The following is a 24,067-nucleotide window of genomic DNA, read 5'->3' on the forward strand; positions in this document are numbered from 1 at the left end:
ATCAAGGTGGGGAGCGGAGGCCGGGGTTCAAGCGGCCTTGTTGACGGTGCGGACGCCTTGCGCCAGCTCGGAGACGAGATCGGTCACGGCCTTCACGGTGGCGGGCGTGGCCTTGCCGTCAGCGTCGAGCGACAGGCGCACCCGCTCGACCAGCGCCGAGCCGACGACGACGCCATCGGCACCGCGCGCGATGGCGGCCGCGTCCGCCGCCGTCTTGACCCCGAAGCCGACGGCGACGGGGAGCGTGGTGTGCGCCTTGATCCGCGCCACCGCGTCATCGACCGCGTCATAGGAGGCGATCACGCCGCCGGTGATCCCGGTCATCGACACGTAATAGACAAAGCCGGAGGTGTTCCGCAGCACCTTGGGCAGGCGCTTGTCGTCGGTCGTGGGCGTGGCCAGACGGATGAAGCTCAGCCCTGCCGCCAGCGCCGGCAGGCATAGCTCGTTATCCTCCTCGGGCGGCAGGTCGACCATGATGAGCCCGTCAACGCCTGCCTCCAGCGCATCGCGCAGGAAGGCGTCGACGCCATAGACGTAGATCGGGTTGTAGTAGCCCATCAGCACGATCGGCGTCGCGGCGTCCTCTGCGCGGAAGGCCTTCACCATGGCGAGGGTCTTGCGCAGCGTCTGGCCCCCCTTCAGCGCGCGCTGGCCGGCGAGCTGGATCGGGATGCCGTCCGCCATCGGATCGGTGAAGGGCACGCCCAGCTCGATGATGTCGGCGCCCGCGCCCGGCAGCGCGTGAAGGATCGCGCTCGCGGTGGCATGGTCGGGGTCGCCTGCCGTCACGAAGGTGACGAGGGCGGCGCGGCCTTGCGCGGCGCAGGCGGCGAAACGGGCGGTGAGGCGTGCGGTCATCGATCAGTCCTGCCTGAAGTCTCTCACATGCCGCCCAGATGCCCGGCGACGGTGAAGATGTCCTTGTCGCCCCGGCCGCAGAGGTTGACGACCATCAGATGGTCGCGCGGCAGGGTGGGCGCCAGCTGCATCACCTTGGCGATGGCGTGCGAGGGCTCGAGCGCGGGAATGATCCCCTCGAGCTTCGAGCACAGCTGGAAGGCTTCCAGCGCCTCTGAGTCGGTGGCCGAGATGTATTCGATGCGGCCCATCTGGTGCAGCCAGGCATGTTCGGGGCCGATGCCCGGATAGTCGAGCCCGGCCGAGATCGAGTGGGCGTCGGTGATCTGGCCGTCATCGTCCATCAGGAGGTAGGTGCGGTTGCCATGCAGCACGCCCGGCTTGCCGCCCGTGAGCGAGGCCGCATGCTGGCCGGAATCGACGCCGTGGCCCGCCGCCTCGACGCCCCACATCCTCACCGAGGCATCATCGAGGAAGGGGTGGAACAGGCCGATGGCGTTGGAGCCGCCGCCGATCGAGGCGATGAGGCTGTCGGGCAGGCGGCCCTCGGCCTCCATCATCTGCGCCCTGGTCTCAACGCCGATCACCGACTGGAAGTCACGCACCATCATCGGATAGGGGTGGGGGCCTGCCGCCGTGCCGATGCAATAGAAGGTGTCGGCGACATTGGTCACCCAGTCGCGCAGCGCCTCGTTCATCGCGTCCTTGAGCGTCGATGTGCCGGAATGGACGGGGATGACCTCCGCGCCCAGCATCTTCATGCGGAACACGTTCGGCTTCTGCCGCTCGACATCGACAGCGCCCATGTAGACGATGCATTTGAGGCCGAAGCGCGCGCACAGCGTGGCGGTGGCGACGCCGTGCTGGCCGGCCCCGGTTTCGGCGATGATGCGCTTCTTGCCCATGCGCATGGCGAGCAGGATCTGCCCGGTGACGTTGTTCACCTTGTGCGCGCCGGTATGGTTGAGCTCGTCGCGCTTGAAATAGATCTTGGCGCCCCCGCCCGTGGTCGAGGCGGCGCGCAGGTGCCCGGTCATGCGCTCGGCGTAATAGAGCGGCGAGGGCCGGCCGACATAATGCTTGAGATAGCCGTCCAGCTCGGTCCGGAAGGCCGGGTCTGCCTTGGCGTCGGCATAGGCCTTCTCGAGGTCGAGGATCAGCGGCATCAGCGTCTCGGCGACGAAGCGGCCGCCGAAGATGCCGAAGCGGCCATTCTCGTCGGGGCCGTTGCGAAAGGAATTGGGGGCCGGGTTCACGGTCATGGCGCGCTTTTCAAGCTGGACCGCCGGCGGCCTCGCGGGCGGCGGCGATGAAATCCCTGATCTTGGCGATGTCCTTTAGGCCGGGCGCGCTCTCGACGCCAGTGGATACATCGACGCCGGCCAGCGCCAGCCCCATGCCCCTGATGCGCCCGATGGCGGCGGCCACATTGCCCGGGTGGAGCCCGCCCGAGAGCATGAAGGGCTGGTCGGGCCCAAGCCCGGCCAGAACCGACCAGTCGAAGGGGCGTCCATGCCCTCCGGGATAAGCGGCGTCTTTCGGCGGCCTGGCGTCGAGCACGATGCGGTCGGCGAAGGGCGCGATTGCGGCCGCTGCGCTGAGGTCAGCGGCTTCGGCCACGCCAAACGCCTTCATCACGGGCCGCGCGAAGGCCGCACGGATGGCGGCGATGCGCGGGCCGTCCTCCTTGCCATGGGCCTGGAAGAGGTCGGGCCGCACGCTTGCCGCAATGTCCGCCAGCGCCGCGTCGTCATGGTCCACGACCAGCGCCACGATGGCCACGCGGCCGCGCGCGCCCTCAGCCAGCGCCGCGGCCTGCTCCGTCGTCACGAAGCGCGGGCTCTTCGGGTGGAAGACCAGGCCGATCATGTCCGCGCCGGCCTCGACTGCGGCCGCAACTGTTTCGGGCGTCGAGAACCCGCATACCTTGATTGTGAAGGGCGTCATGATGATCTGGTTGGCAGGGCGGCTCGCAAGTGGCGCGTCTTGTGTGGCATGATCGCCTGCATAATCGAAATGCACTTCCAAGACGAGGGGTCCGGGGCGAATGGGACGACGCGGCTTCATGACGCTGGCGGGGCTGTTCGCCCTCTCCGCCATGGTCGCGCTCGCCTTCCATCTTGCGACCGCCCCGACGATCCTCAGGCTGGCTGTCGGCCCGATCGGCTCGGAGGATGTGCGCATGGCCGCCGCGCTCGTCCAGAGCATGAGCCGCGAGAAGGGCTCGATCCGCATCCGCCTCGTGCTGACCGACAACCTTGCCGACAGCGCCGCCAAGCTGGATGAGCGCAAGGCCGAACTCGCCATCATCCGGCCCGATGTGAAGCTGCCGGCCGCAGGCGAAACGGTGCTGATCACCCGCCGCTTCTTTCCCTTCGTGATCGCGCGGCGCGAGGGCCAGATCGAGCGCATCGCCGATCTGCGCGGCCGCCGCATCGGCGTCGTGACCACGCCGTCCGAGAATCTCGATCTGTTCCGCACGGTCCTCGCCTTCTATGAGGTGCCGCTCGACGAGGTCGCCCTCGTGGGTCTGGCCGTGGCGGAGATCGGCGCCGCCGTGAATGCGGGCCGGATCGACGCCCTGTTCTCGGTCGGCGCGCTGAGCGCGCGCACCCAGTCGCAAGGGGTGGGCACGCTACGGCAGGCATTCGGCAGCGATCCGGTCTTCATTCCCATCCGCGAGGCCGATGCGCTCGCCGCCCGCAACCGCGCCATCGAGGCCGGAGAGATCGTGCGCGGAGCCTTCGGCGGCGATCCGCCCAAGCCTGCCGAGCCCCTGGCGACCATCTCTGTCACGCACCGGCTGGTCGCCCGGTCGGAGTTGGCCGACAGCTTGGTGAGCGAATTGACCCGACTGATTCTGAGCCAGCGCGCCACCCTGGCGGCTGAGGTGCCCGCCATGCAGGGCATCGAGGCCCCGCCCACCGCGCGCGATGCGGCGCTGCCGGTCCATGGCGGCGCCATCGCCTATCTGGACGGCAACGAGGAAAGCTTCTTCGACCGCTACGGCGACTGGTTCTATCTTTGCGTCATGGCGATGTCCCTGCTTGGCTCGGGGGCGGCGGCGCTGCTCAGCCAGGCCTCGAGCGCCCGTCGCCGCTATGCGATGCAGGGGCTGACGCGCATCGTCGCCATGATCGCCCTTGCCCGCGAGACGGAGGACCCCGGCGCCCTGGCCGTGCTGGAACGCGAGGCCGACGCCATCCTCGCTGCGACGCTGGACGCCATGGCCAGCCAGCAGATCGACGATAGCGGGCTCTCGGCCTATCGCCTCGCCATGGACCAGCTCTCTCGCGCCGTCAGCGAGCGGCGTCGCTACCTCGCCGGCGAGACGGACGGGCTGCGCTCCCTGCCTCCCGGCGCCGATCGGGCATCGTGAAGGCCGCGCGCCGCTGCGGTCCGGTCCTGGCTGCGTCGCAGGGCCGCATGCCAGCAGGGATGACATGATGGTGATGCATCTTTGCAGCAGGCCAGGGCTGCCGCATAGTCATGCCGGTTCGTGCTTCGGACCCTGACCAGACGGAGAAAGTCCCCCATGAAGACACTTCGCCTTGCCTTGCTCGCCGCTGCGGCGGCCTTCACCCTCACGGCGGTCGCAACCGCCCAGACCCCGGCCCCGCAGGACAGCCCGCAGATCGAGGAAACCGCAGGCGGCTGCGGCTGGAAGTCCAAGAGCGCCGCCACCTCCTGATCGTCGCCCCTCTTTCGACATTGACCACGCGCCGGCCCTTGGCCGGCAGCCGACACGCCCGGCAACGGGGGCCGCCAGGCTCCCGTCAGATTTGGCGTCTCGGGGCGCGCCTCTGGCGAGACGGCGCCACCACGTCGCTTGCCGTGATGCGGCCGATCAGATATAGCGCCCCCGTCACGCCCCAGCCGGAAGGCCGGGCGGATGCATGCACGTTTTGCCGGTCGAACGCACCGGCGCGCCGCTTCAGGGCGGCACGCGATTTCAAAGCGCCCCGATTGACAGCCTGCCAGGGCTGGATGTGGGCCGCCCGCAGCACGTGAATGGCCGATCAACGCTTGCCCACGGTGCCCTGGCTTCAGGAGATCATATGTCTGGTTTGAACTACGCCCCCTCGCGGGACGATTTTGCGGCTATGCTGCAGGAATCCTTCACCAAGGTCGATGTGCAGGAAGGTGCGGTCATCAAGGGCCGCGTTGTCGCCATCGAGAAGGACATGGCCGTCATCGACGTCGGCCTCAAGACCGAAGGCCGCGTGGCCCTCAAGGAATTCATGGGCCATGGGCGCGAGACGCCGCTTGCCGTCGGCGATGAGGTCGAGGTCTATCTCGATCGCGTCGAGAACGCGATGGGCGAGGCTGTCATCAGCCGCGACAAGGCCCGCCGCGAGGAAAGCTGGGTCAAGCTCGAGCGCGCCTTCGAGGCGAACGAGAAGGTCAACGGCTCCATCTTCAACGCGGTCAAGGGCGGCTATACGGTCGATCTCGACGGCGCCACGGCCTTCCTGCCGCGCTCCCAGGTGGACATCCGCCCGATCCGCGACGTCGGCCCGCTGATGAACCAGGTGCAGCCCTTCCAGATCCTCAAGATGGATCGCCGCCGCGGCAACATCGTCGTCTCGCGCCGCACCGTGCTCGAGGAAACCCGCGCCGAAGCCCGCTCCGAGCTGGTCGCCAGCCTCGAGGAAGGCCAGGCCGTGGATGGCGTCGTCAAGAACATCACCGAATACGGCGCCTTCGTGGATCTGGGCGGCATCGATGGCCTGCTCCATGTCACCGACATGGCCTGGCGCCGTGTCAACCACCCCTCCGAGGTCGTCACCATCGGCCAGCAGGTCAAGGTCAAGATCATCAAGATCAACCAGGACACGCACCGCATCTCGCTGGGCATCAAGCAGTTGCAGGCCGATCCGTGGGACGGCATCGCGGCACGCTACCCCGTGCAGGCGAAGCTCACCGGCCGGATCACCAACATCACCGATTATGGCGCCTTCGTGGAGCTGGAGCCGGGGATCGAGGGCCTGATCCACGTCTCGGAAATGAGCTGGACGAAGAAGAACGTCCATCCCGGCAAGATCGTCTCCACCTCCCAGGAGGTCGAGGTGTCCGTGCTCGAGGTCGATCAGGTCAAGCGCCGCATCAGCCTGGGCCTCAAGCAGACCCTGCGCAATCCGTGGGAGCTGTTCGCCGAGCGTCATCCGTCCGGCACGGTGGTCGAGGGCGAGGTCAAGAACAAGACCGAGTTCGGCCTGTTCCTGGGCCTCGACAACGACATCGACGGCATGATCCACCTGTCCGACCTCGACTGGAACCGTCCGGGCGAGCAGGTCATCGAGGAATACAAGAAGGGCGACATGCTCAAGGCTGTCGTTCTTGATGTGGACGTCGAGAAGGAGCGCATCAGCCTCGGCCTCAAGCAGCTCGGCGGCGATCCCTTCGCCGAAGCGGGCGAGCTGAAGAAGAACCAGGTCGTCACCTGCGAGGTCATCGAGGTGAAGGAAGCCGGTCTCGACGTGAAGATCGTCGGCGCCGATTTCATGACCTTCATCAAGCGCGCCGAACTGGCCCGCGACCGCGCCGACCAGCGCCCCGAGCGCTTCGCCGTCGGCGAGAAGGTCGATGCCCGCGTGCTGATGTTCGACAAGAAGGCCCGCAAGGTCCAGGTGTCGATCAAGGCGCTGGAGATGGCCGAGGAGAAGGAAGCGATCGCCCAGTTCGGTTCGTCCGATTCGGGCGCCTCGCTTGGCGACATCCTCGGGGCCGCCCTCAAGAAGGCCGGCGAGAAGAAGTGACGAGACGGCCCCGGGCGGTTCGCGCCGTACCGGGCGGCCGGTCGCCAATCCTTCATCACGTTTTTGACCCGCGCGGCTCTGCCGCGCGGGTTTTCGTTGGGTCCTGTGCCCTGTGCTGGTAAGAAGGGCGCCTCAGGCATAAATCAGGCGGATGAACCATGACGCTCCAGGCTGATCTGATCGCTGACCGGCGCAAGATGCGCCGCCGGCTTTCCCTCTGGCGCGTTCTCGGCGTCCTCGGCGCGATCGTCGGCGTCGTCGGGCTGGGCTATGCCTTTGGCGGACGCCAGGCGCTGCCCATCAGCTCGGACCATGTGGCGAAGATCAGGATCGAGGGTGTCATCACGGGAGATGACCGCACCTTGCGGCTCATCAAGGAGGTGCGCGAGGCCCACTCGGTCAAGGCCGTGATCGTGGAGGTCGATTCGCCCGGCGGCACCGTCTCGGGCTCGGAAGCGGTCTTCCTCGCCCTGCGCCAGCTCGCCGTCGAAAAGCCGACGGCCGCCGTCGTCACCGGCCTCGCCGCCTCGGGCGGCTACATAGCCGCCGCCGCCGCCGACCGCATCATCGCCCAGCAGACCTCGCTGGTCGGCTCGATTGGCGTGCTGTTCCAGCTTCCCAATGTGACCCGTCTGCTCGACAATGTCGGGGTCAGGATCGAATCCATCAAGTCGAGCCCGCTCAAGGCTGCGCCGAGCGGCTACGAGCCCACCTCGCCCGAGGCGCGGGCCGCGCTCGAGGTCGTGGTGCGCGATCATTATGACTGGTTCCGCGATCTGGTGCGCGATCGCCGCCGCCTGAACGACGCCGAGGTGACGGCCGTGTCCGATGGCCGCGTCCACACAGGGCGGCAGGGGCTCGAACGCAAGCTGGTCGACACGCTCGGCGGCGAGACCCAGGCCGTGGAATGGCTCGAAACCGAGCGTAAAGTCGCCCGTTCGCTGCCCATTCGCGAGTGGAAGCGCCGCAGCGATTCCAGCGCGCTGGGCCTGTGGACTGCCGCGAGCCGGCTGGCCCAGGCGGCAGGTCTGGACGCATTTGCAGCCCTGCTGGCGCGCGCTGGCGCGCTCGAACCCGGAACACGGCTTGACGGGGCGCTGGCGCTCTGGCAGCCTGCCCTTGAAAATTGAAATATCTCAATTGGTTATGAGTCGAGCATGATCAAGTCCGAATTGGTGCAGCGCATCGCTGACCGCAATCCGCATCTTTATCAGCGGGATGTGGAGAAAATCGTCAACGCCATCCTCGACGAGATCGTGCAGGCCCTGGCCAATGGAAACCGCGTCGAGCTGCGCGGCTTCGGGGCTTTCGCCACCAAGAAGCGCGATGGCCGCGTCGGCCGCAATCCGCGGACGGGCGAGGCGGTTACGGTCGAGGAGAAGTCCGTTCCTGCCTTCAAGACGGGCAAGGAGCTCCGGCTGAAGCTCAACGGCCGGGCCTGAGCCGGGCCTGCCTGCTGGCGCGCTGAGCGGAGGATGGCATGCTGCGTTTCCTGAAATGGCTGGTCGCGATTCCGGCAGCCCTGGCGCTGGTGCTGTTCGCGGTGGCGAATCGCCAGACCGTGCGCATCTCCTTCGATCCGCTCTCGCGGGAAGCGCCGTCCGTTTTCATCGACACGCCGCTCTTCGCGGTCGCGCTGGCGGCGCTGGTGCTGGGCGTGCTGATCGGCGGGGTCGCGTCCTGGCTGAAGCAGGGGCGGCGCCGCAAGGCCGAGCGCCAGCTCAAGCGCGAGGTCTCGCGCCTGTCAGATGAAGCCGCTGCGCTGCGGGCCGTCGCGCCAGAGGCAAGCCTCGCCTCCCTGCCGACGATGCGTTGACGGCGATGCGCCTCATCGATGCCGCCGGGCTCGACCGGCTCCTGAGCTTCCCGCAGCTGATCCCCGCGCTGGCCGAGGCCTTCAAGGGCGGCGTCGTGGCCCCCGTTCGCCATCATCACCATATCGAGCGGCCCGATGCCGATGCGACGCTGCTGCTGATGCCGGCCTGGTCCGAGCCGGCGCGGCTGCCTGCCTATGTCGGCACCAAGATCGTCACCGTCTATCCTGGCAACGCCGCGCGATCGCTCCCCAGCATCGCCGGGCTTTATGTGCTGATGGACGGCGAGACAGGCGCTCCGCTCTGCGTCATGGACGGGGCCCGTCTCACGCTCTGGCGCACGGCGGCAGCGTCCGCTCTGGCGGCAGCGGCCATGGCGCGGGCCGATGCCCGCCACATGCTGATGGTGGGGGCCGGCGCGCTGGCGCCTTTCCTCGTCAAGGCCCATGCCAGCATCCGCCAGCTGTCGCGCGTGTCGATCTGGAACCGCAGCGCGGGCGCCGCCGAGCGCGTTGCGAGCGCGTTGCGGGCCGAGGGCTTCGCGGCCAGCGCCGTGACTGACCTTGAAGGTGCGGCCCGGCAGGCTGACCTCATCTCCTGCGCCACGCTTTCGACGGCGCCGCTGGTCAAGGGCGCCTGGCTCAAGCCGGGCGCGCATCTCGATCTGGTCGGAGCCTTCAACATGGCCATGCGCGAGGCCGATGACGAAGCGCTGCACCGGGCGCGCGTGCTGGTGGACACCGAAGCGGCGCTGATCGAGGGCGGCGACGTGGCGGTCGCCATCAGGTCCGGCGCCTATGATGCCGTGAGCCCGATCGGGACGCTCACCGATCTTGTCGCGGGCAGGGTCACGCCGCGACGCTCGGACGCCGACATCACGCTGTTCAAGTCGGTCGGCGCTTCGCTCGAGGATCTGGCGGCGGCCGTGCTCGTGCATCAAGGCCTTCCGCGCCCGGCGTGACCGCCTTTTCTTCGCCCGGAACATCACTGCCGAAGCAGAAATCGGCTGGGGTCATGTGATCTTGGCGTGTGCAATCAACGTAAGCTCTGATATACAGAAAAATACGTAGAGACGGTTGGGTCATTCGGTCCAGCCTGATGTGGCCCGCGCCGCTCAAACCTGGCCGGGCGTCCGGAGACTTGACATGCTGGCTGCGTCCCCCCACGCACCCGAACCCGACAGGCAGTCCCGTCTCGACCGCGTTCTCGGGCTGGTGCTCGGCGCGAAGACGCGGCCTCCCGCAAACCATCTGCCAAAACGGCTCAATGGCCTGTTCCGGGAACTGGGCAAGGCCGAACCGGCCAATGATCCCGACGACATCGAGGACCTGATCTGGGCGCTCTGGATCAGCCATCCCGAAGGCCGCGCCGCGACAGCCATGGCCAATGCCTGCGAGGCGATGGCCATGGGCGCCTTCGATCTGGCGAAGCCGATTCTCGACGAACTCGTCGCGCGCTATCCTGATTGGCCGGAGGCCTGGAACAAGCGCGCCATCCTCGCCTTCATCGCCAGGCAGGACGAGGCCTGCCTCGACGACATCGAGCGCACGTTGAGGCTCGAGCCCCGCCATTTTGGCGCCATCTCGGGCTTCGCGCAGGTCTGCGTGCGCCAGCGCCGTCCGGTCGAGGCCAAGGCGGCGCTCACCATCGCGCTCGAGATCGACCCGCATCTGCGCGGCCTGCGCGAGATCATCGACCGCCTCGATTCGCCGCGCGCCGCGATGCACTGACGCTGGCGTCGCGGGCCTGCCCATTCCGCCTTGCATGGTTTGGGCTTGTCGGATGCGCCGGTTCGGCGGCACATGCCTGTGTCCTCAGTCGCCAGGCCTGCGCCCATGCCCGATTCGATTGCCCGCTCCGCCGACTACATCATCATCGGCGCCGGCTCCGCCGGCTGCGTGCTCGCGAACCGGCTGTCGGCTGAGCCGGCGAACAACGTCCTCGTGCTTGAGGCTGGCGGCAAGGATGACTGGATCTGGTTCCATGTTCCAGTGGGCTATCTCTACGCCATCGGCAATCCGCGCGCCGACTGGCTCTTCCGCACCGAGGCTGAGGCCGGGCTGAACGGGCGCGTTCTCAACTATCCGCGCGGCAAGGTCATCGGCGGCTGCTCCGCCATCAATGCCATGATCTACATGCGCGGCCAGGCCGCTGATTATGATGGCTGGCGCCAGCGCGGCCTCGCCGGCTGGGGCTGGGACGATGTGCTGCCCTATTTCCTCAGGCACGAGGACCATGCGCTGCTCGAGGGCCCGCTCCACGCGCGCGGCGGCGAGTGGCGCGTGGAGACGCCCCGCGTGCGCTGGGAGGTGCTCGATGCCTTCCTGGAGGCCGCAATCGCCGTCGGCAGTCCTCGCCTCGATGATTTCAACCGCGGCGACAATGAGGGCGCGGCCTATTTCCACGTCAACCAGCGCCGCGGCCGTCGCTGGAGCGCCGCCACGGCCTTCCTCAAGCCGATCCTTGGCCGGCCAAACCTCGCCCTGCGCACCGGCGCGCTCGTTCGCCGCATCCTGTTCTCCGAAGGCCGCGCCTGCGGCGTGGAGTACGAGATCGACGGCCGGGTCGAGACGGCGATGGCGCGGCGGGAGGTTGTGCTGAGCGCCGGCGCCGTGGCCACGCCCGCTCTGCTGATGCGCTCTGGCATCGGGCCCGGCGAGGAGCTGGCGCGCCATGGCGTGCCCGTATTGCGCGATCTGCCCGGCGTCGGCGCCAACCTGCAGGACCATCTGCAACTGAGGCCGGTCTATCGTGTCAGCGGTGTCCGCACCCTCAACGGCGACAGCCGTTCTCTGCTGAGGAAGGCCGGCATGGCGCTCGAATATGCCCTGGCCCGCACCGGGCCGCTGACCATGGCGCCCTCGCAGCTCGGCATCTTTGCGCGGTCCTCGGCCAGCTACGCCACGGCCAACCTGCAATGCCATGTGCAGCCGCTCTCGCTCGACCGCTTCGGCGAGGGTCTGCATGATTTTCCGGCCATCACCGCCAGCGTCTGCAACCTGCGTCCCACCAGCCGCGGACAGATCACCTTGCGCTCCGCCGATCCACGCGAAGCGCCGGCCATCCGGCCGAACTACCTCAGCACCGAGGACGATCTCGCGGTGGCAGCCGACGCCATCCGCTTCGTGCGGCGCGTGGTGAGCCAGCCGCCATTGCAGCGTTACCGCCCCGAGGAATATCGCCCCGGGCCGGACATCACCTCGGAAGCGGACCTGCGCAAGGCGGCGGGGGATCTGGGCACGACCATCTTCCATCCTGTGGGGACGGCGCGCATGGGGATGGCCGGCGATGCGCTGGCTGTGGTCGACGAGAGGCTGCGCCTGCACGGCGTCGGGGGCCTGCGCGTGGTCGACGCGTCGGTCATGCCGGCCATCACCTCGGGCAACACCGCCGCGCCCACCATGATGATCGCCGAGAAGGGCGCGGCGATGATCGCGGAGGATGCGCGCCGATGATGACGCCGGCCGCCGCCCTGTCGCGCCCTGAAACCACTCTGGCCGTCCGCCGGGGCGCGACGCGGCACCTTCGGCAGGCAGGCTTCGTCGTCGCCGCCGAGGTGACGTTTCCCGGCGGCCGGCGCGCCGATCTGGTCGCCTTGCGCCCCAATCATGAGATCTGGATCGTCGAGGTCAAATCCTGCCTCGCCGACTTCCGGGCGGACGCGAAATGGACCGGCTATGCCGATTATTGCGATGCGCTGGCCTTCGCGGTGGCGGCGGATTTCCCCCATGAGATGATCCCGGCCTCGATCGGCCTGATCGTGGCCGATGGCTTCGGCGGGGCCCTCATCCGCGCCCCGGAGCGCCAACCTCTGGCCCCGGCGCGGCGCAAAGCGGTGACGCTCGCCTTTGCGCAGCTCGTCGCCGGGCGGCTGATGACTCTGGACGATCCTGGCTTCGATCCCGGTCGCTGCTTCTAGCGCGCGTTCAGCGCGGCGCGCGCTTGGCGAGGATGCGCTGCAGGGTGCGCCGGTGCATCTGCAGCCGCCGCGCGGTCTCGGAGACGTTGCGGTCGCACAGCTCGTAGACGCGCTGGATATGCTCCCAGCGCACGCGGTCGGCCGACATCGGGTTTTCCGGCAGGTCCGGCTTGGCGTCGGGCGCGGCGCCGAGTGCGGCATGAATCTCGTCGGCGTCGGCGGGCTTGGCGAGATAGTCGACCGCGCCCATCTTCACCGCGCTCACCGCCGAGGCGATGTTGCCATACCCGGTCAGGATGACGCCGCGCGCCTCGGGCCTGCGCTCCTTCAGCCGGGCTATGACGTCAAGGCCGTTGCCGTCGCGCAGGCGCATGTCGATCACGGCGAAGGCTGGCGGGCTCGCCTCGACCTGCGCCAGCCCGTCGGCCACGCTTTCCGCCGTGCGGACCGAGTAGCCGCGCGCTTCCATGGCGCGCGCCAGTCGCGTCACGAAGGGCCTGTCGTCATCGACGAGCAGCAGGCTCATTTCGGGTGTGGTCGTGGTCATGCTGATCTCGGCCGCTGCGCTGGTCACGACGTCAAATCCCTTCCGGATGATCCGCTGCCCCTGGAACAGCATACGCCCAGAGGGCGTGCTGGATCAGATCGGCTCTCTTTTGAAGAGTTTGGGCATCGGGTTCCAATGTTCAAGGCCTGCGTCACCGACTAGGCCGGTGCGGACCTCGAAAGCCTTGCGTGGCCACGTGACCGTGATGCGCGCACCCCCCCGCTCGCGCGGATGGTTGGCGAAGGCGACCTGCGCGCCTGCGCGCTCCAGCAGCGTCTTGGCGATGAACAGGCCAAGCCCGAGGCCCTGCCGCGCCGTGCGGTCGTCGCCCATGCTGGCGCCACGGCCGCGGCTGCGCCCGCGCGAGGTGATGTAGGGTTCGCCGGCCCGCAGCAGGATCTCGGGCGCAAAGCCTGGACCGTCATCGCTGACCTCGATCTCGACGCGGCTTGCGCTCCACCTGCCCGACAGGGTCACGCCGCTGGATGCGAAGTCGACAGCATTGTCCACGAGGTTGCCCACGCCGTAGAGCACCGAGGGGTTGCGCCGCATCACCGGCTCCTCGCCCTCTCCCTCGACCCTGACGATGATCGGCACGCCGAAGGGCCGCTGCGGCCCGGCGATCTCCTCGAGCAACTGGCTGAGCACGAAGGTCGAAAGCGGCCCGCTATCCTCGTCCAGCGAGGTCAGCGTCGACAGGATGGTGCGGCAGCGGTCCACCTCCTGGCGCAGCAGGGCGATGTCCTCGGCCAGCGCCGAGTCTGGCGGCGCGGCATTGGCTATCTCCTTGGCCACGAGCGTGATGGTGGCCAGCGGCGTCCCCAGCTCATGCGCGGCCGCGGCGGCCAGTCCGTCGAGCTGGGACAGGTGCTGCTCGCGCGCCATCACCATCTCGGCTGCCGCGAGAGCCTCGGCAAGATCATCTGCCTCCGCCGAGACGCGCCAGGCATAGACCGCCGTGAAGCCGACGCCGAGCAGGATGGCCACCCAGATGCCGCCGATATAGAGCGAGGGCAGCGCCAGCGGCCGGTTCTTGTCCCAGGGCAGCGGCAGATGCACGAAAGCCAGCACGCTGGCGCAAGCCACCACCAGCGCGCCCAGCGCCAGCGTGTGCCTGGGCGGCTGCGCGGTGGCCGAGATCAGCACCGGCGCCAGGAAGAGCAGGGAGAAGGGGTTCTCCAGCCCCCCGGTGAGGTAGAGCAGCGCGCCGAGCTGGAGCACGTCATAGGCGAGCAGAGCCAGCGCTGCCCCGTCGCCGAGCCGGTGGCTCATGGGATAGCGCAGCCTGAGCAGGATGTTGAGCCAGATCGAGACCGCGATGAGCGCCACGCAGGCCGCCACCGGCACGGGGAAGCCGAGGCCCAGATGCACGAAGGCGATGGCGAGGCCCTGCCCGGCCACCGCGAACCAGCGCAGCTTGACGAGCGTATCGAGCCTCAGGCGCCGCGAGGCGCGCGCCAGGGCGATCTGGATCTGGTCCGCCATTGATGTCCCTTGCCCGGCCGTGGCTGCGCCGCACCCCGCTTCAGGGCACGTCATGCGTACCTAGGGCAGAGCGGCTCGCCGCGACAGCGCGGGCGCAGCCCTGCGGCGATTGGCTCTGCGTCCTGCGCATGGCAGCCAAGAACCACACAGGCTCGGCGTTAAGTGTAAGAACACGTACAAACCGGACATTAGCCTAATGCGTGATTGAATCCCGAATGGGAACAGTTATTTTATGCGCTTGTGCGATGCACCATTTCCAGTGTCGGTGACACCGGACGCGAGAGGAATGCAGCTTCGATGACAGCGTCCTATAACATGTATGAGGCGGCGCACATGATGATGGGCCCCGCCAGGGCCGTGTCGGATGCGACGCGGCTGCTGTTCAAGAATCCGGCTAATCCGCTGACCTATACGCCCTTCGGCCGCGCCATGGCGGCATCGGCCGAGCTGTTCGAGCGCACCACGCGCCGCTATGGCAAGCCGGCCTTCGACCTTCCGACCACGCTCGTCGGCGGCCAGCGCGTCGCGGTGATGGAGCGGGTGGTGTGGGAACGGCCCTTCTGCCGGCTGCTGCACTTCGAGCGCGCGCTCAGCCCAGGCCAGATCACGGGGCCCAAGGTGCTGATCGTGGCGCCGATGTCAGGCCACTACGCCACGCTGCTGCGCGGCACGGTCGAGGCCTTCCTGCCGGGCCACGAGGTCTACATCACCGACTGGATCGACGCGCGCATGGTGCCGCTGACGACGGCCGGCTTCGACCTCGACGATTACATCGACTACCTGATCGCCATGTTCCAGATGCTGGGGCCGGACACACATGTGATGGCCGTGTGCCAGCCAGCCGTGCCGGTGATCGCCGCCGTGGCCCGCATGGAAGCCGAGAACGACCCTTCCGCGCCGCGTTCAATGACGTTGATGGGCGGGCCGATCGACACGCGCCGCGCGCCGACCGCGGTGAACAACGTCGCCCAGGAGCGCGGGATCGACTGGTTCCGCCGCAACTGCGTGGTGCGCGTGCCGCTAGTCTATCCCGGCGCGCTGCGCGAGGTCTATCCTGGCTTCATGCAGCTTTCGGGCTTCATGGCCATGAACCTCGACCGGCACATCTCCGCCCATCAGGAGATGTACCAGCATCTCGTCAAGGGCGATGGCGACAGCGCCGAGAAGCATCGCGAGTTCTATGACGAGTACATGGCCGTCATGGACCTGACGGCTGAGTTCTATCTGCAGACAGTCGACAAGGTGTTCTGCAAGCATCAGCTGCCCAAGGGCGAGATGATGCACCGCGACAAGCCCGTCGACCTCAAGGCCATTCGCCGGGTGGCGCTGATGACTGTCGAAGGCGAGAATGACGACATCTCCGGCGTCGGCCAGACCGAGGCCGCTCAGGACCTGTGCGTGAACATCCCGCAGTCACGCCGCGCCCATCACCTTCAGCTCGGCGTCGGCCATTACGGCGTGTTCAACGGCTCGCGCTTCCGGTCGGAGATCGCCCCGCGCATCGCCGACTTCATGCTGTCGCTGGACATGGACGCCGCCAAGGCGCGCAGCGAGACCAACGCCCAGGCAGCCCGCATGGCGATCAAGGCCGTGCGCAGCTCCTGAAGGGTTGGAGTGGAGGCTTCGCGGCCCCGTTCCCGATCAATCGCCCCGGCTCATTGAGCCGGCGGCGTGGCAGCCTGCGCCGTTCGCGCTGGGGCGGTCCTGGGCCGGGTGCCTGCGCCCTGCCGCAGCATGTCCCAGCTGTTCGGCTGGTTCACCATTTGCCTGAGCTGGGCCATCGTCCGCGTCACCTCGGCGGGCGGCAGGTCGCGGGCGGCAAGCCGCTCGGCCTCGGCGAAGCGGCCCTGAAGGCCCAGCACGAGCACGAGGTTCTGGCGCACCCGCTTGTCGGCGGACGGATGCTGCGCGGCTTCCGACAAGGCGCGCTCGGCTTCGGGAAGGCGCCTGGACAGGGCGTAGGACAGGCCAAGGTTCGACATCACCGTCGGCTCGCCCGGATTGATCCTCAGCGCCGCCTCGTAGAAGCCCTGCGCCCGGGCATGATCGCCGAGCTGGTCGGCCACGGCGCCTTGCGCCGAAAGGATGCGCCAGTCCGGCCGTTCGGGCAGATGCGCCCGCGCCAGCACATCCTCCGCCTGCTTGAGCTGGCCGATGTCCATCAGAGCCCGGCCATAGGCGCCGAGCAGTTCCATGTCCTTGGGGTGCTTGATCACGGCGTTCTGGAGGATCGCCGCCGATTGTGCCTGCTGGCCCAGCGCGCGCAAGGCTCGCGAATAGCCCAGCGCCGCCGTCCGGTCCGTGGGGTTCGCGTCATAGCGCGGCTGCCATGCGGCAAGTTCGGCGCGCCACTGGGCCTCCGTCACGGGCTGGCTTGCGCCCCCGCCGAGCGAGCCCGTGATGTTGGCGGCGCCGCGCCCCATGCATCCGCTGCATGCGACAGCCAGCGCCACCGCGATTCCGAGTGTCCGAAGCCTGAACGGCATGGTCCTGCCCCACCTTGTCCCGCCATGGGAACAGTCGTCGCCTCTGACGGGCAGTCGCCGAACCCTGTGGCCTGTCCGGTGATAAAGGGTTAACCTTAACCGAGCGTTAATGACTCGCTTCGCGTCATGTCCAGGAAGCCCCGCCGTGCTTGATCTTCTCATCGCCGAGGCGCCAGCGCCTGCCCCGATCCATATGGTCTCCACGCAGGATTGGGACAGCCGCAAGCAGCGCCTGCCGCGCGCGATGCAGGCCTATGCCGAGGCGACGGGCTTCTCGGGCCAGGCAGGGCGCCATCTGGTGCTGCCCGATTCGCGCGGCCGGGTTGCGGGCGTCCTCTTGGGGATCGAGCCCACGCAGGCGCGCCATCGCGATCCGTTCGGGCCGGGGCGTCTCTCCGGCGTGCTTCCGGCCGGAGACTACGTGCTCAAGGGCCCGTTGCCGGATCCGCAAGGGGCGGCGCTCTCGTGGCTTTTGTCGGCCTATCGCTTCGAGCGCTACAAGAATGCCAGCTTGCCGAAGGCGCGGCTGGTGGCCCCGCGCGGGGCGGATATCGGCGAGGCCCGGCGCGTCGCGCAGGCCGTCTGCGCCTCGCGGGACCTCATCAACACGCCTGCCAACGACATGGGCCCCGACGAGATCGAAGCGGCGGTGCGCGCGCTGGCGGCGGAGTTCGGTGCTGCGGTCGAGGTCACGGTCGGCGAGGCTCTTCTGCAGGCCAACCTGCCGATGATCCATGCGGTGGGCCGCGCCTCGCCGCGCGCGCCGCGGCTCATCGACCTGCGCTGGGGCGCGGAGGGCGCGCCGCGCGTTACGCTGGTCGGCAAGGGCGTCGCCTTCGACACGGGCGGGCTCAACATCAAGCCCGAAAGCGCCATGCTGCTGATGAAGAAGGACATGGGCGGCGCGGCCGCCGCCATCGCGGCCGCGCGCCTGGTCATGGCGGCGGGCCTGCCCGTGCGGCTGCGCCTGCTCGTCGCGGCGGTCGAAAACGCCATCGACGGCAGCGCATTCCGCCCGGGCGACGTGCTGCAAAGCCGCAAGGGGCTGAGCGTCGAGATCGGCAACACCGATGCGGAGGGCCGGCTGATCCTTGCCGATGCGCTCGCCCTCGCCGATGAGGAGGAGCCTGTCCTGATCGCCGATTTCGCCACGCTCACCGGCGCCGCCCGGGTCGCGCTCGGGCCGGACCTGCCGCCCTTCTACACCCATGACGACCGGCTGGCCGCCGATCTCGCGCGCCTGTCGGCCAGGGTTCATGATCCGCTCTGGCGGATGCCGCTCTGGACACCTTACGAATCCATGCTGGATTCGCGGATCGCCAGCCTCAACCACATTTCGAGCGGTCCCTTCGCCGGCTCGGTCACGGCCGCGCTGTTCCTCGCGCGCTTCGTGTCGCGGGCCCGTGCCCATGTGCATTTCGACATCTATGCCTGGAATCCCGCCGCCAGGCCCGGGCGCCCCGATGGCGGCGAGGTGCAGGCGGCGCGCGCGGTCTATGCGCTGCTGCGCGAGCGCCACGCCCCGCCCACCTGAGGCGCCCCGCCTTGACGGTTCATTCACCCTGTTCGTGGCACCAACGCATCGGGGGGCGCAAGGATGCGGAAGGCGGCGCGATGGCTCAGGAGATCAGGCCCGGTCAGGCCCTCTACATGTGGCGGGATGTCAATCTCGACCTGGTCAGGGCCGGCGCGCCGGACCTGTCCTCGCGACAGTATGCGATTCTGATGGTGATCTATCTCGACCTGCCGCCCCACACGGTGCGCGGCCTCGCCGAGCGTCTCAAGGTCACCAAGCCGGTCATCACCCGCGCGCTCGACACCATGGGCAAGCTCGGCCTCGTGACCCGCGAGCGCGATCCGCTCGACCGCCGAAACGTCATCATCAAGCGCACCGTCGCCGGGGCCCAGGCGGTGGACGACCTGGCCGAGCGCATCGTGCTCCACCTCAAGGAACTGCGCGCATGACAGCGCTCGACCGACGCCTCCATGCCTGGCGTCCCGATCTCGCCGATGCCTCCCTGCTGGGCCGCGTCGAGGCCGCGCGCTTCGTGGCGGGCGAGCCCATGCAGGTCATCACCCATGCCGCGCCGCTGCGCCGGGAGCCGCGCAAGGATGCCGGCCTCGACACCGAGGCCCTGTGCGGCGAGATCGTCACCGTCTTCGAGGTCGAGGAGGGCTGGGCCTGGGGGCAGCTCGCCTCGGATGGCTATGTCGGCTACCTGCCGGCGGAGCGGCTTGGAGCCGTGTCGCCGCCGGCGACGCACCGGGTCAGCGCGGTGCGCACCTTCGCCTATCCCGGCCCTTCCATGAAGCTGCCCCGCGCCATGACGCTCTCCCTCGGCTCGCGGGTGCATGTGCTCGACCGTCAGGGCGATTTCGCGGTTGTGGCCGGCGTAGCAGGGCTGGCGCGCTCCTTCATCTGGGCGCAGCATCTGAGTGCGCTCGACGCCCACGCGCATGATCCCATGGCGGTGGCCGAGCAGTTGCTGCACGCGCCCTATCTGTGGGGCGGCAAATCCAGCATGGGCCTCGATTGCTCGGGCCTCGTGCAGCTCAGCCTCGACGCAGCCGGGATATCCGTTCCGCGCGACAGCGATCTTCAGGAAAGGTCAGCGGGCCTGCGCATCGGGCCGGATGCCGTGCAGGACGGCGCCCTGCCGCCGCTCAGGCGCGGTGATCTGGTGTTCTGGAAGGGCCATGTCGGCCTCATGCAGGATGAGACGCGCCTGCTGCACGCCAATGGCCACCACATGCTGGTGGCGAGCGAGCCCCTGGCCGTTGCGGTGGAGCGCATTCTCGCCAGGGGCGGCGGGCCGATCACCAGCCTGCGCCGCATCGGTTGATCCGCGCCGGCTGATGCTCAGCCATAGCGATGCAGGCTCGCCCCATTCTTCTTCAGCCAGGCCTCGGCCTCCTCGGTGCGGGGGCAAAGCCTGTGGGTCAGCGCCCAGAACCGGTGCGAGTGGTTCATTTCCTTCAGATGCGCCACCTCATGGGCGGCGAGATAATCGAGCACCATGGGCGGCGCCATCACCAGCCGCCAAGAGAAGCTCAGATGGCCCCTGGACGAGCATGAGCCCCAGCGGCTGGCCGTGTCCCGCACCGCGATCTTGCGCGCGGGGATGCCAAGCGTCGCAGTGTGCCGGTCCACGGCGGCGCCGAGATCCTTCAGAGCCTCGCGCTTGAAGAAGTCCGTCACACGCCGCGCGACATGCGCGGCCTCGCCTGACACGGCGATGATCGGCGCCCCGTCGCGGTCGGCGGCGGCGCGCGTCACGCTCCGGATGGTGGACCAGTGCACGATGCGGTGGGAGACGCCGCGAAAGGGCACGCTCGCCCCCGCGATCAGCGGCACCACCTCGGGCCGCTTCGCCAGCCGCGTTGCGATCCAGCCGCCATGGGCTTCCGCGAAAACCCGCGCGGCCTTGAGGTCGGCGCGCTCGGGCAGCGTCAGCACCACCTCGCCGCTGGCGTTGGACACCCTGAGCGTGAAGCGGCGCGCGCTTGTGCGGCGCCGGACCGCGACGGTGAAGCGGCGCTCGCCGTGGGCGATCTCGATGTGCGCCGGGTCAGGCGGTGGGGCGAACAGGGACAGACGCATGATGGGCCGGAAACTGGCGGATTCGCCGGCGCTTTGGAAGGGCGGCGCGAGTGGCGCGCGCCCGCCAGGCGGTCACTTCCAGCCCATGGCGCCGATCGCGGCCGGCATCATGATGATCACCATCAGCACGGGCAGGAAGAAAATGATCATCGGGACGGTCAGCTTGGGCGGCAGCGACATGGCCTTCTTCTCGGCGTCCGCCATGCGCATGTCGCGGCTTTCCTGTGCCAGAACCCGCAGCGCCGTGCCCACCGGCGTGCCGTAGCGCTCTGCCTGCACCAGCGCCGTGGTGACGGACTTAACCGACTCCAGCCCTGTGCGGGCCGCAAGGTTCTCGAAGGCCAAGCGCCGCTCCTGGAGGTAGGAGAGCTCCGCCGTGGTCAACACCAGTTCCTCGGCGAGCGCGATGGACTGTGTGCCGATCTCCGCGCCCACGCGGCGGAAGGCGTGTTCGATCGACATGCCCGATTCCACGCAGATCAGAAGCAGGTCGAGCGCATCGGGGAAGGAGCGCTTGATCAAGAGCTGGCGCTTCTTGATCTGGTTATTCAGCAGCAACTCGGGCAGCTTGAGGCCCAGAAAGCCGCAGATCCCCGTCGCGATGAGGTTGGCCATCAGGCTCTGGCCCAGCACGTCGAGGTAGACGAAGTAGATCAGCCCCATGAGCACGCCGAGCACGGGCCCGGCAAGGCGGTAGAACAGCAGCGCCACTTCCGCGCCCTTGCCGCGATAGCCCGCCTGCTCCAGCTTGGCGCGGGCGCCTTCGACGCCCAGGTGCTTGGCGAGCTGGAAGCGCTCCACCACTTGAGCCATGTAAGCCTTCGGCGCGGAACGCCGGCTCGAGCTCTGATTGAGGCGCGAGCGCTCGCGCTGGCGGATCGCCTCGCGCTCGGTGGCGGCGGACTTCATGCGCCGCTTGAGGCCGTCCTCGCTCAGATAGGGCAGCGAGATGGTCAGAACCGTCACAGCCGCTGCAATCGAGAACATGATCGCGGCGATGAAGCGCGGGTCGATGAATTTCTGGATGACAAGTTCAATCATGGCACGCTCGCGTCAGACCTCGAAGTTGATCATCTTGCGAATGATGAGCACGCCCATCAGCATCCAGGTGGCGCAGCCGACGAGGGTGAACTTCCCGGCCTGCGTGGTCCAGAGCAAGTCCATGTATCCGGGCGAGGTGACGGCGACCATCACCCCCACCGATACCGGCAAGGCTGCGATGATGCCGGCCGACGCCTTGGCTTCAGCGCTCAGCGCCTGGACCTTGCCTTGCAGCTTGCGCCGCTCGCGCACGACCTTGGCCATGTTGCTGAGCGACTCGGCCAGGTTGCCGCCGCTCTTCTGCTGGATGGAGATGATGATGCCGAAATAGTTCGTCTCGGGCACGGGGATGCGCTTGTAGAGGTCCTCGATCGCCTCTCCCAGCGACAGGCCCACCCCCTGCGCGTCGATCATGGTGCGGAACTCGGAGCGCACCGGCTCGGCCGCCTCGGAAGCGATCATGCGCACGCAGTCGTTCAGCGGAAGGCCCGATTTGAGGCCGCGCGTGATGACGTCCAGCGCGTTGGGAAATTCGCGCAGGAAGGCCTTGGTGCGTTTTTTCATGCGGTAGCTGATAAACCAGTTGGGAAAGCCGAGGCCGCCGACGACGGCGCCCGGGATCATGCTCCAGGCATGGCCCACCATCATGAACGCCAGGGCCGCGAAGCCGGCCGCGCTGATGGCGCTGAACAGGAAGAACGTCTTGCGGTCGATCTTGAGCCCGGCCTGCAGGAATTTCTCCTCGAGCGTCCGCTTGCCCTTCGCCTTCTCGCGCTGCTCCACCTCCTTGAGGCTTTGCGCCACCTGATCGCGCTTGTTGCGCTGCGGGCTTTCGCCGCGCGCTGGCCGCCGGGCCTGCGCGGTGAGGTTCAGCGCCTTGCGCCGGCTCTCGCTGCGGGCCTGGCCGGAGAGGATAGGGTAAATCAGCGCATAGGCGATGCCTGCGGCTGCGGCCGCGATCAGCAGGAAGGGGGCATAGGTGGCAAGCATGCGGCGCTCCGGCCCGGAGGTCTGCTCCTGTCCGCGGATGCGGACGGAGCCAGGCTGTTTTGTGACAGGCGGCTAGGCCGCGTCCGGCTCATGGCGAGCCAGCCGCGCCCTAGAGGTTCTCGGGCCTCACCTCCATCGCGTCCAGCGCGGCGGCGAGGTTCTTCTCTTCGTTGTAGTAGCGTGCGCGCTCCCAGAACTTGGGCCGCGCGATCCCGGTGGAGCGGTGGGCGCCGATTATCTTGCCGTTCGCGTCCTCGCCGCTGATGTCATAGACGACCACGTCCTGCGTGATGATCACATCGCCTTCCATGCCCAGCACCTCGGTGATGTGGGTGATGCGGCGCGAGCCGTCGCGCAGGCGGGTGGCCTGCACGATCACATCCACCGAGGAGACGATCATCTCGCGGATGGTGCGCGTGGGCAGCGAGAAGCCGCCCATGGTGATCATGGATTCGATGCGCGACAGCGCCTCGCGCGGGGAGTTTGCGTGCAGCGTGCCCATGGAGCCGTCATGGCCCGTGTTCATCGCCTGCAGCAGGTCGAAAGCCTCGGGACCGCGGATTTCGCCGATGATGATGCGTTCGGGCCGCATGCGCAGGCAGTTCTTGACGAGGTCGCGCATGGTGATCGCGCCCTGGCCCTCGAGGTTGGGCGGGCGGGTTTCGAGCCGCACCACATGCGGCTGCTGCAGCTGCAGTTCCGCCGTGTCCTCGCAGGTGATCACCCGCTCGTCCGCGTCGATGTAGTTGGTCAGGCAGTTGAGCAAGGTGGTCTTGCCCGAGCCCGTGCCGCCCGAGATGACGATGTTGCAGCGCACCCGGCCGATGATCTTGAGGATCGCCGCGCCTTCCGGCGTCATCGCGCCGAAGCGGACCAGCTGGTCGAGCGTCAGCTTGTCCTTCTTGAACTTGCGGATGGTGAGCGCGGCGCCGTCGATGGCCAGCGGCGGGGCGATGACGTTGACGCGGGAGCCGTCGGGCAGGCGCGCGTCGCAGATCGGCGAGGATTCGTCGACGCGGCGGCCGACCTGGCTGACGATGCGCTGGCAGATGTTCATCAGCTGCTGGGCATCGCGGAACCGGATGGCGGTCTGCTGGATCTTGCCGCTGACTTCGATGTAGGTCCTGTTCGGGCCGTTGACCATGATGTCGGCGATGTCGTCGCGGGCCAGCAGCGGCTCGAGCGGGCCATAGCCGAGAATGTCGTTGCAGATGTCGGCGAGCAGATCCTCCTGCTCGGCGATGGAGAGCACGACATTCTTCAGCGAGATGATCTCGTTGATGATGTCGCGGATTTCCTCGCGAGCGGACTCGGCATCGAGCTTGGCGAGCTGGGCGAGGTCGATCGCCTCGATCAGCGCGCCGAAGATCATGCTCTTGGTCTGATAGTACGCCTCCGACCGCACCATCTCCTGCATGACATGGGTGGCGCGGGCCGGTTCGGGCTGCCGCACGGGGTCGGGGGCGCGCGCCGGGGTCGGCGACAGGCCGCGTGTCGCCGCCGGCGCGGGCTGCATGGGCGCCGGGGTGCCTGCGGGAGCTGTGGTGGAACGCTTGCCGAACAT

The 24,067-nt window shown here is 68.2% G+C and carries 24 protein-coding genes; 14 read left to right on the forward strand and 10 right to left on the reverse strand.

Going from position 1 to position 24,067, the window contains the following annotated elements:
- Positions 1-27 precede the first annotated feature (27 nt).
- Genes HEQ16_02915 through HEQ16_02925 form a run of 3 tightly spaced genes read right to left on the reverse strand, consistent with a single transcriptional unit; the run spans position 28 to position 2,808 of the window.
- Positions 28-861, reverse strand: coding sequence for a tryptophan synthase subunit alpha (locus HEQ16_02915; protein ID MCO4053007.1), 834 nt, complete (start codon positions 859-861; stop codon positions 28-30).
- Positions 862-884: 23 nt separating this feature from the next.
- Entirely contained in the window at positions 885-2,123 is a 1,239-nt protein-coding gene (gene trpB / locus HEQ16_02920) for a tryptophan synthase subunit beta (GenBank protein MCO4053008.1), read from the reverse strand.
- Between the two features lie 10 nt (positions 2,124-2,133).
- Positions 2,134-2,808 (reverse strand): phosphoribosylanthranilate isomerase, encoded by a 675-nt coding sequence (locus HEQ16_02925; protein ID MCO4053009.1) that lies wholly within the window; start codon positions 2,806-2,808, stop codon positions 2,134-2,136.
- A 100-nt stretch (positions 2,809-2,908) separates the two neighbouring features.
- Between HEQ16_02925 and HEQ16_02930 the strand changes: the two genes are divergently transcribed.
- From HEQ16_02930 to mmcB, 10 genes are all read left to right on the forward strand, one after another.
- Positions 2,909-4,240 (forward strand): TAXI family TRAP transporter solute-binding subunit, encoded by a 1,332-nt coding sequence (locus HEQ16_02930; GenBank protein ID MCO4053010.1) that lies wholly within the window; start codon positions 2,909-2,911, stop codon positions 4,238-4,240.
- A 156-nt stretch (positions 4,241-4,396) separates the two neighbouring features.
- Entirely contained in the window at positions 4,397-4,552 is a 156-nt protein-coding gene (locus HEQ16_02935) for a hypothetical protein (GenBank protein MCO4053011.1), read from the forward strand.
- Positions 4,553-4,919: 367 nt separating this feature from the next.
- The gene (rpsA, locus tag HEQ16_02940) at positions 4,920-6,620 is read left to right on the forward strand and encodes a 30S ribosomal protein S1 (GenBank protein ID MCO4053012.1); all 1,701 of its coding nucleotides are present in this window, start codon (positions 4,920-4,922) and stop codon (positions 6,618-6,620) included.
- Positions 6,621-6,778: 158 nt separating this feature from the next.
- Complete coding sequence (sppA, locus tag HEQ16_02945) at positions 6,779-7,750, forward strand: signal peptide peptidase SppA (GenBank protein MCO4053013.1); 972 nt, start codon at positions 6,779-6,781, stop codon at positions 7,748-7,750.
- Positions 7,751-7,777: 27 nt separating this feature from the next.
- Entirely contained in the window at positions 7,778-8,062 is a 285-nt protein-coding gene (gene ihfB / locus HEQ16_02950; protein MCO4053014.1) for an integration host factor subunit beta, read from the forward strand.
- A gap of 38 nt (positions 8,063-8,100) precedes the next feature.
- The gene (locus tag HEQ16_02955) at positions 8,101-8,436 is read left to right on the forward strand and encodes a LapA family protein (protein ID MCO4053015.1); all 336 of its coding nucleotides are present in this window, start codon (positions 8,101-8,103) and stop codon (positions 8,434-8,436) included.
- Positions 8,433-9,395 (forward strand): ornithine cyclodeaminase family protein, encoded by a 963-nt coding sequence (locus HEQ16_02960; GenBank protein ID MCO4053016.1) that lies wholly within the window; start codon positions 8,433-8,435, stop codon positions 9,393-9,395. The genes HEQ16_02955 and HEQ16_02960 overlap by 4 nt, the downstream gene beginning before the upstream one ends.
- A gap of 184 nt (positions 9,396-9,579) precedes the next feature.
- Positions 9,580-10,164 (forward strand): hypothetical protein, encoded by a 585-nt coding sequence (locus tag HEQ16_02965; protein MCO4053017.1) that lies wholly within the window; start codon positions 9,580-9,582, stop codon positions 10,162-10,164.
- A 105-nt stretch (positions 10,165-10,269) separates the two neighbouring features.
- Positions 10,270-11,889 (forward strand): choline dehydrogenase, encoded by a 1,620-nt coding sequence (locus HEQ16_02970; GenBank protein MCO4053018.1) that lies wholly within the window; start codon positions 10,270-10,272, stop codon positions 11,887-11,889.
- Entirely contained in the window at positions 11,886-12,353 is a 468-nt protein-coding gene (gene mmcB / locus HEQ16_02975; GenBank protein MCO4053019.1) for a DNA repair putative endonuclease MmcB, read from the forward strand. Before HEQ16_02970 ends, mmcB begins: the two co-directional genes overlap by 4 nt.
- Positions 12,354-12,360: 7 nt before the next feature.
- On the opposite strand, the gene HEQ16_02980 is transcribed toward mmcB, so the two are convergent.
- Positions 12,361-12,900 (reverse strand): ActR/PrrA/RegA family redox response regulator transcription factor, encoded by a 540-nt coding sequence (locus tag HEQ16_02980; protein ID MCO4053020.1) that lies wholly within the window; start codon positions 12,898-12,900, stop codon positions 12,361-12,363.
- Positions 12,901-12,993: 93 nt separating this feature from the next.
- Complete coding sequence (locus HEQ16_02985; protein MCO4053021.1) at positions 12,994-14,385, reverse strand: ActS/PrrB/RegB family redox-sensitive histidine kinase; 1,392 nt, start codon at positions 14,383-14,385, stop codon at positions 12,994-12,996.
- Positions 14,386-14,682: 297 nt separating this feature from the next.
- Here HEQ16_02985 and HEQ16_02990 point away from each other — a divergent pair, with 297 nt between their 5' ends.
- Positions 14,683-15,990 carry a polyhydroxyalkanoate depolymerase gene (locus tag HEQ16_02990; protein ID MCO4053022.1) on the forward strand — a complete coding sequence of 436 codons (1,308 nt, stop codon included), beginning with the start codon at positions 14,683-14,685 and terminating at the stop codon, positions 15,988-15,990.
- A gap of 50 nt (positions 15,991-16,040) precedes the next feature.
- Here the strand turns inward: HEQ16_02990 and HEQ16_02995 are convergent, their stop codons facing one another.
- Positions 16,041-16,871 carry a hypothetical protein gene (locus HEQ16_02995; GenBank protein MCO4053023.1) on the reverse strand — a complete coding sequence of 277 codons (831 nt, stop codon included), beginning with the start codon at positions 16,869-16,871 and terminating at the stop codon, positions 16,041-16,043.
- Between the two features lie 109 nt (positions 16,872-16,980).
- On the opposite strand from HEQ16_02995, the gene HEQ16_03000 reads away from it, so the two are divergent.
- From HEQ16_03000 to HEQ16_03010, 3 genes are all read left to right on the forward strand, one after another.
- Positions 16,981-18,405 carry a leucyl aminopeptidase family protein gene (locus HEQ16_03000; GenBank protein MCO4053024.1) on the forward strand — a complete coding sequence of 475 codons (1,425 nt, stop codon included), beginning with the start codon at positions 16,981-16,983 and terminating at the stop codon, positions 18,403-18,405.
- An 80-nt stretch (positions 18,406-18,485) separates the two neighbouring features.
- Positions 18,486-18,836, forward strand: coding sequence for a MarR family transcriptional regulator (locus HEQ16_03005; GenBank protein ID MCO4053025.1), 351 nt, complete (start codon positions 18,486-18,488; stop codon positions 18,834-18,836).
- Positions 18,833-19,714, forward strand: coding sequence for a C40 family peptidase (locus tag HEQ16_03010; protein ID MCO4053026.1), 882 nt, complete (start codon positions 18,833-18,835; stop codon positions 19,712-19,714). Before HEQ16_03005 ends, HEQ16_03010 begins: the two co-directional genes overlap by 4 nt.
- Positions 19,715-19,731: 17 nt before the next feature.
- On the opposite strand, the gene HEQ16_03015 is transcribed toward HEQ16_03010, so the two are convergent.
- The 4 genes from HEQ16_03015 to HEQ16_03030 form a co-directional block, all read right to left on the reverse strand.
- A complete protein-coding gene (locus tag HEQ16_03015; GenBank protein ID MCO4053027.1) occupies positions 19,732-20,472 on the reverse strand; it encodes a M48 family metallopeptidase in 741 nt (246 codons plus the stop codon).
- A 72-nt stretch (positions 20,473-20,544) separates the two neighbouring features.
- Entirely contained in the window at positions 20,545-21,513 is a 969-nt protein-coding gene (locus tag HEQ16_03020; GenBank protein ID MCO4053028.1) for a type II secretion system F family protein, read from the reverse strand.
- Positions 21,514-21,525: 12 nt separating this feature from the next.
- On the reverse strand, positions 21,526-22,503 hold the full coding sequence (locus HEQ16_03025; GenBank protein MCO4053029.1) for a type II secretion system F family protein: 978 nt from the start codon (positions 22,501-22,503) through the stop codon (positions 21,526-21,528).
- Positions 22,504-22,612: 109 nt separating this feature from the next.
- Entirely contained in the window at positions 22,613-24,067 is a 1,455-nt protein-coding gene (locus HEQ16_03030; GenBank protein MCO4053030.1) for a CpaF family protein, read from the reverse strand.

The organism is Bosea sp. (in: a-proteobacteria), from assembly GCA_023910605.1.
In the GTDB taxonomy this organism is placed as follows: Bacteria; Pseudomonadota; Alphaproteobacteria; order Rhizobiales; family Beijerinckiaceae; genus Allobosea.

Coding starts and splice junctions, on each gene's coding strand:
- HEQ16_02915 (MCO4053007.1), bottom strand. CDS start 861: ATGACCGCACGCCTCACCGCCCGTTTCGCCGCCTGCGCCGCGCAAGGC.
- trpB (MCO4053008.1), bottom strand. CDS start 2,123: ATGACCGTGAACCCGGCCCCCAATTCCTTTCGCAACGGCCCCGACGAG.
- HEQ16_02925 (MCO4053009.1), bottom strand. CDS start 2,808: ATGACGCCCTTCACAATCAAGGTATGCGGGTTCTCGACGCCCGAAACA.
- HEQ16_02930 (MCO4053010.1), top strand. CDS start 2,909: ATGGGACGACGCGGCTTCATGACGCTGGCGGGGCTGTTCGCCCTCTCC.
- HEQ16_02935 (MCO4053011.1), top strand. CDS start 4,397: ATGAAGACACTTCGCCTTGCCTTGCTCGCCGCTGCGGCGGCCTTCACC.
- rpsA (MCO4053012.1), top strand. CDS start 4,920: ATGTCTGGTTTGAACTACGCCCCCTCGCGGGACGATTTTGCGGCTATG.
- sppA (MCO4053013.1), top strand. CDS start 6,779: ATGACGCTCCAGGCTGATCTGATCGCTGACCGGCGCAAGATGCGCCGC.
- ihfB (MCO4053014.1), top strand. CDS start 7,778: ATGATCAAGTCCGAATTGGTGCAGCGCATCGCTGACCGCAATCCGCAT.
- HEQ16_02955 (MCO4053015.1), top strand. CDS start 8,101: ATGCTGCGTTTCCTGAAATGGCTGGTCGCGATTCCGGCAGCCCTGGCG.
- HEQ16_02965 (MCO4053017.1), top strand. CDS start 9,580: ATGCTGGCTGCGTCCCCCCACGCACCCGAACCCGACAGGCAGTCCCGT.
- HEQ16_02970 (MCO4053018.1), top strand. CDS start 10,270: ATGCCCGATTCGATTGCCCGCTCCGCCGACTACATCATCATCGGCGCC.
- mmcB (MCO4053019.1), top strand. CDS start 11,886: ATGATGACGCCGGCCGCCGCCCTGTCGCGCCCTGAAACCACTCTGGCC.
- HEQ16_02980 (MCO4053020.1), bottom strand. CDS start 12,900: ATGACCACGACCACACCCGAAATGAGCCTGCTGCTCGTCGATGACGAC.
- HEQ16_02985 (MCO4053021.1), bottom strand. CDS start 14,385: ATGGCGGACCAGATCCAGATCGCCCTGGCGCGCGCCTCGCGGCGCCTG.
- HEQ16_02990 (MCO4053022.1), top strand. CDS start 14,683: ATGACAGCGTCCTATAACATGTATGAGGCGGCGCACATGATGATGGGC.
- HEQ16_02995 (MCO4053023.1), bottom strand. CDS start 16,871: ATGCCGTTCAGGCTTCGGACACTCGGAATCGCGGTGGCGCTGGCTGTC.
- HEQ16_03000 (MCO4053024.1), top strand. CDS start 16,981: ATGACTCGCTTCGCGTCATGTCCAGGAAGCCCCGCCGTGCTTGATCTT.
- HEQ16_03005 (MCO4053025.1), top strand. CDS start 18,486: ATGGCTCAGGAGATCAGGCCCGGTCAGGCCCTCTACATGTGGCGGGAT.
- HEQ16_03010 (MCO4053026.1), top strand. CDS start 18,833: ATGACAGCGCTCGACCGACGCCTCCATGCCTGGCGTCCCGATCTCGCC.
- HEQ16_03015 (MCO4053027.1), bottom strand. CDS start 20,472: ATGCGTCTGTCCCTGTTCGCCCCACCGCCTGACCCGGCGCACATCGAG.
- HEQ16_03020 (MCO4053028.1), bottom strand. CDS start 21,513: ATGATTGAACTTGTCATCCAGAAATTCATCGACCCGCGCTTCATCGCC.
- HEQ16_03025 (MCO4053029.1), bottom strand. CDS start 22,503: ATGCTTGCCACCTATGCCCCCTTCCTGCTGATCGCGGCCGCAGCCGCA.
- HEQ16_03030 (MCO4053030.1), bottom strand. CDS start 24,067: ATGTTCGGCAAGCGTTCCACCACAGCTCCCGCAGGCACCCCGGCGCCC.